This window comes from Cecembia sp. (assembly GCF_007126775.1).
Taxonomy (GTDB): Bacteria; Bacteroidota; Bacteroidia; order Cytophagales; family Cyclobacteriaceae; genus Cecembia.
Genome location: NZ_SLAP01000093.1, coordinates 1 through 5510, shown reverse-complemented (window position 1 = coordinate 5510; position 5510 = coordinate 1). Strand labels below are relative to the sequence as shown.

General features: G+C 41.4%; 8 protein-coding genes. 3 read left to right on the top strand and 5 right to left on the bottom strand.

Annotated elements, in window-relative coordinates:
* Positions 1-212 precede the first annotated feature (212 nt).
* From QZT73_RS05850 to QZT73_RS05830, 5 genes are all read right to left on the bottom strand, one after another.
* Entirely contained in the window at positions 213-368 is a 156-nt protein-coding gene (locus tag QZT73_RS05850; RefSeq protein ID WP_010608769.1) for an Arc family DNA-binding protein, read from the bottom strand.
* The gene (locus tag QZT73_RS05845; RefSeq protein ID WP_291787143.1) at positions 358-840 is read right to left on the bottom strand and encodes a hypothetical protein; all 483 of its coding nucleotides are present in this window, start codon (positions 838-840) and stop codon (positions 358-360) included. The genes QZT73_RS05850 and QZT73_RS05845 overlap by 11 nt, the downstream gene beginning before the upstream one ends.
* Before the next feature lie 5 nt (positions 841-845).
* Positions 846-1694, bottom strand: a complete 849-nt coding sequence (locus tag QZT73_RS05840) for an SPFH domain-containing protein (protein WP_291784375.1) — start codon at positions 1692-1694, stop codon at positions 846-848.
* Positions 1695-2218: 524 nt separating this feature from the next.
* Positions 2219-2965: a 3-oxoacyl-[acyl-carrier-protein] reductase gene (gene fabG, locus QZT73_RS05835; protein ID WP_291784372.1), complete on the bottom strand. Its 747-nt coding sequence runs from the start codon at positions 2963-2965 to the stop codon at positions 2219-2221.
* A 292-nt stretch (positions 2966-3257) separates the two neighbouring features.
* Positions 3258-3455, bottom strand: a complete 198-nt coding sequence (locus tag QZT73_RS05830; RefSeq protein WP_291784370.1) for a hypothetical protein — start codon at positions 3453-3455, stop codon at positions 3258-3260.
* Positions 3456-3478: 23 nt separating this feature from the next.
* On the opposite strand from QZT73_RS05830, the gene QZT73_RS05825 reads away from it, so the two are divergent.
* The 3 genes from QZT73_RS05825 (at position 3479) to QZT73_RS05815 (ending at position 5317) form a co-directional block, all read left to right on the top strand.
* Positions 3479-4030, top strand: a complete 552-nt coding sequence (locus QZT73_RS05825; RefSeq protein ID WP_363331086.1) for a GNAT family N-acetyltransferase — start codon at positions 3479-3481, stop codon at positions 4028-4030.
* Positions 4031-4116: 86 nt separating this feature from the next.
* Positions 4117-4557: a GNAT family N-acetyltransferase gene (locus QZT73_RS05820; protein WP_291784368.1), complete on the top strand. Its 441-nt coding sequence runs from the start codon at positions 4117-4119 to the stop codon at positions 4555-4557.
* A gap of 187 nt (positions 4558-4744) precedes the next feature.
* Complete coding sequence (locus QZT73_RS05815; RefSeq protein WP_291787141.1) at positions 4745-5317, top strand: AraC family transcriptional regulator; 573 nt, start codon at positions 4745-4747, stop codon at positions 5315-5317.
* The last annotated feature ends 193 nt before the right edge of the window (positions 5318-5510 follow it).

Below are 5510 nucleotides of genomic sequence, written 5' to 3'. Positions count from 1 at the left end.
GTTATTCATACCCTATGAACCCAACCGGGGCTGGAAGCCACGGATAACCTTGGAATTCATGACTTGATACCATCATTGATTTATCCCGACCCTTCAGGCCGGGGTATCTTGGGAGCTGCGTTACAGGTTGCCGATGGCCTCCAACCATCGTTTTGATATTTCTTCCATTTAGGGTTTCCCAGTACTTGGTACATGGTACTTTGTACAAATCATTATTTCCCCTTCAATCTTCCCGCCTTCTTCAAGGCCTCATGGATGATCCATTCGATCTGTCCATTGGTACTGCGAAACTCATCTGATGCCCATTTTTCCACAGCCTTCATCATTTCCTCATCCAATCTCAGGGCAAAGGGTTTCTTAGCCGCCATGATTTCCTGATTTTATTTGGTTAAACTGGTCTATGGCCTTTTGCATTTCTTCGGGCTTTTGGGTGCCGAGGAGAAATTTTTTATTTTTTAAAGTCACCACTAGACCATGTTTTCCCCTTACATTATAGGCCCACATGTCGAAATTGTAGCGTATCCCCCAACCTCCAAATTTAAATATAGAATTATAAGCAATGAGCTCCAATTTTTCTATCTCCGTCAATTTATATGTCCTTCTTATGATTAAAGGGAAGAAACTGAATGCCAGGACAACCTCATCTATTCGTGTTTTAAGCTTCATGCTGACCAAGAGTAAAATAACCAATCCCAAAATCATAACTGGGATGACCATTTCCCAGTCTTCCATAGGTTGGCTTAGCAATCCATAAAATATGATTCCTGTGGCCACCAATAAGATGGCCCAAACCCATGGCTGATTAAAGCGCTGTGTTTCTTTGAAAATATAAGTTGCCATGATACTTATTGATTTAGGGTTCCCACATTCAATACGGGACTTGCAGCTCTATCCGAACACAAGACCACCATTAAATTGCTGACCATAGCTGCCTTTTTCTCCTCTTCAAAGTCTACTATGCCCTTTAGCTTTAAGTCTTCCAGTGCCATTTCCACCATGCCGACAGCTCCGTCCACTATTTTTCTTCTTGCCGCTACGATGGCAGTGGCTTGCTGTCTTTGCAGCATAGCGGACGCGATTTCTTGTGCGTAGGCCAAATGGGAGATTCTGGCTTCTATGACTTTGATACCAGCATGATGTAGGCGCTCTGAAATTTCAGCTTCCAAAGAATGATTGACATCCTCAACGCCAGATCGTAAAGTAACCTCTGCATTTTCAGCTTCAAAGTCATCATATGGGTATTTCCCTGCCATTTTCCGTACTGCTGCGTCAGACTGTAAATGGATGAAATTTTCATAATCTTCCACTTCAAAAGTAGCTTTGAAAGTGTCCTCTACCTGCCAAACGACGATGGTACCTACCATTACGGGATTACCGATTTTATCATTGACTTTCAATGGCTTGTTCTCAAAATTCCTTACTCTAAGAGAAATTTTGTTCTTGGTCATAAAAGGATTGACCCAAAAGAAGCCATTGGCTTTTACGGTGCCCTTGTAAGCACCGAATAAAATCAGTACCATGGCTTTGTTGGGTTGTAAAGTAAAGAATCCCGGAAGTATCAAAATAAACAGTACGATCAGTACTATACCCAACCAGAAAATCTGGTTGATCATTGCAAAAACAATGGCCGGAATCAGGGCTATTGCCACCAATACCATCAAATAGCCAGATAGGGGTTTGGTTAATTTCTCCATATTGATATGATATTGAATTGATATCATTACAATATACTAAAATTTTTTTAAAAGGTTGTATTTTGAAAAAATAAAACCCCGCCCAAAATTATTGAGCGGGGATACTTAGTCCTTTAAGGTTTTAGAAACTCGAAGGTCTTTTAAACTATTAAAGCTTCGAAAATATTGAAATTTCAAAGTTTATGGCTCTTTACTCCGTTATTTTCTTCAAACAAAAATCCTCTATATTCCAACTATACGCTCCATCCTGAAATATTTGACAGGTATTATACTTTCTTCCCTTGTGTTCGACTCCTTTGGAGTGGGGATTCCCGAATATAATAATTCCTTCACATCCCCGGGTTTTACCCGGGGCAAATACCTTAAAAGGATTAAACCCCTATCGGGGTTGTTTTGTAACTATTTTAAGCAATTACCTTAATGAATCCTTTAACTTAATGGTTCCGAAGTCTGCCTTCCGAAATTCCACTTTATCTTATGTCTTATTTCTTGTGTCTAACCTCTCACTTCTCGTCTCTCCCCTCTTAAGTAAGCATCGCTCCATCCACCTGAAGCACTTGACCGGATATGTAAGAACTCATATCTGAACCTAAGAACACGCAGGCATTGGCCACTTCTTCCGGTTGTCCGCCACGTTTCATCGGGATGGCATCTCTCCAGCCTTGTACGGTTTTTTCATCCAATACCCCAGTCATCTCAGTTTCTATAAATCCCGGGGCGACAGCATTGGAACGGATGTTTCTTGATCCCAATTCAAGCGCCACAGATTTGGTGAACCCGATGATTCCTGATTTGGAGGCAGCATAGTTCGCCTGTCCGGCATTCCCTTTAATTCCTACAACAGAGGTGATATTGATGATGGAACCAGCCTTTGCTTTCATCATGGTGCGGGTAGCAGCTTTTACCGTATTGAAGCATGACTTCAGGTTGACCCCGATAACTTCATCCCATGCTTCTTCGGTCATTCGCATCAACAGGTTATCACGGGTAATTCCGGCATTGTTGATCAGGATATCCAAAGCGCCAAAATCTGCCACTACCGCATTGACCAATTCTTCCGCTGCCTTAAAGTCAGAGGCGTCAGAACGATAGCCTTTGGCCTTGATCCCGAAAGCTGCCAGTTCATTTTCCAAAGCCTGACCTTTTTCTACACTGGAAAGGTAAGTGAATGCTACATTGGCGCCCTCTTGGGCGTATCGGATGGCAATTGCCCTGCCGATTCCTTTAGATGCTCCGGTGATCAGAGCCGTTTTTCCGCTTAATAATCCCATATTGAATTTTTGGTTGGTGTAAAACAAAGGTCAAAAATAAGGAAATTTTTAGAATGGGTTTACTTGAGATTTAGCTTTTGGAAATTTGCTTGCAGTTATGTTCTATAAACTTGAGACTTTTCCTTCGTACCATTGACAGATTACCGGAACCGTCACCCTGAGATTTTAAAATTTTGCATTTACACAAAGGCAATGACATCACTTGATCCGTCATGCTGAGCGTAGCTTGCGGAGTAGAAGCATCTCCTAAACTATGGGAGACCCCCCGAAAAGATCGGGGCAGGCTTTCGCTTTACTCAGGGTGACGGTTACTCTTACCTGTCAATGGTACCGGAGCTTGCGGAGGTGAAGGATCCCCCATATTTCGGGAGACCCTTCCTTCGTCAGGGTGACGGGCGTGAAGTTCTGTCAATGGTAGCGTAGCTTGCGGAGTCGAAGCATCTCCTCGATTTTGGGAGACTCCCCGAAAGGATCGGGGCAGGCTTTCCATTCGTCAGAGTGACGTACATTTCTGTGAATTCCAAATTTTACCATCAGGAAAGGGATGCCTTTTTCCCACTTATTTTTTCTGCTTATATTCATGGAATGAATTCAATCGCTATGAATACCATTTCCATTATCGATTACCAGCCTGAGTTCCGGCCCCACTTTGAGCGGATCAACAAAGCTTGGGTGGAGCAGTATTTTTCTTTGGAGCCTTTTGATATCGCCCAGTTGGAAAATCCACAAGAGCATATCCTTGATAAAGGTGGATATATCATTTTTGCCAAAGAGAATGATCAAATTTTTGGTACTGTGGCCCTTATTCCTTCCAAAGAAGTCGGTTCCTTTGAAATGATTAAAATGGGGGTAGACCCCAAAGGGCAAGGGAGAGGTATTGGTTTTCTTTTAGGGAAGGCTATTCTGGATAAGGCCAAATCAATCGGAGCCAAAAAAGTGGAGTTGTTTTCAAGCTCTAAGTTGGTGCCAGCAATTCATTTGTATAAGAAACTTGGATTTCGAGAGGTAGAAATGGGTTGTGGCCAATATGGCCGGTGTAATGTCAAAATGGAAATCAGCTTATGAAATCTTGCATGGCCAAAACATCACAGACTGGAATGATTATTTCCATGCGAGATTCCATGTTGCCTTTATAAATAGATCATGAAAACATGGAAAAAATAAAAATCAGACAGGGTACTGTCCAAGAAGTGACAGAACTTTCCAAAAATGTAACGGAGTTTTTCCAGCCTTTTTCCGAAAAAATTTATGAGGACAGATTGAAAGACGTCGTTCACCTGATCCTAATTGCAGAAGTGGATGGCAAACCTGTGGGCTTTAAAGTGGGCTACCAAAGGGATTCACCTGAATTGTTTTATTCCTGGATGGGCGGTGTGATGGATAGTTACAGGAGAATGGGGATTGCGACCAAATTGGCCGATGAACAGGAACGATGGGCCAGGAATCATGGTTACCTGAAGGTATATTTCAAAACACGAAACCGCTTCTCCAAAATGATTCACTTTGGCCTTAACAGAGGTTTTAAAATAGTGGATCTGATCAAAAAAGGAGGTATTGAGGATTATAGGATTGTGATGGAGAAGATCCTGTGATTTGAGGATAATCTTATTTAGCAGAGCAGATAGTGTATCGGTTTTTAAATGGTTTCGCAAGGATATTTATTGATATTGGATCCGCCATGGCGGACATGATATTGCTGGATTTTAATCCAAAGCATTGTAAAATTGTTCTTTTAGTATTTGAGGGTTTTGGATTGGTTGATTATCAAATAGTGTGGAAATGGCAGATAATTTTGTAAAGGAAATTCAGGTAAAAAACATGGTTTGTCCCCGCTGTGTGCTTGCGGTAGAGCAGTCCCTGCAGCAGCTGGACATTCCTTTTGATAAAGTTGTCTTGGGAAAAGTGTTTTTACCTCAAGCCATAGACAAGGATAAACTTTCCAAATTGGAGCAGGTATTCCATCAGTTGGGTTTTGAAATCCTAAAAAGCAAAGAAGTCCAAAGGATTGAGGAAGTCAAAAATCTACTAAATGAATTTATCCGAAAGGCAGATATTCCAGAAGGATTCCATCTTATGGATTTTATCAAGCAGCATATCCCTGAAGACTATTCTCGGATAAGCCATTTATTTAGCAGCACAGAAGGGATCACCTTAGAGTACTTTTTTATCCAATTGAAATTGGACAAGGTTAAAGAATGGTTGTTTTATGAGGAAATGCAATTGAGTGAAATGGCTTGGAAATTAGGTTACAGTTCTGTGCAGCACCTCTCTTCACAATTTAAGAAACATACAGGAATGACGCCTTCAGCTTACAAGAAAATTAAGAAAGGTAGTGCTGAGGGTTGGAAATAATGGTTTTTAGGAGTGATTAAAGAATGAGGCTTGGTGTTTTTAAGAACCTATAATTGGCAAATGTGGAAGCGCACGTCATCCTGAGAATTTGAAATTTGGTATTTACAGAAAGGTAATGACAGTTAATGAAACGTCATGCTGAGCGGAGCTTGCGGAGTCGAAGCATCTCCTAAACTATGGGAGATTCTTCGCT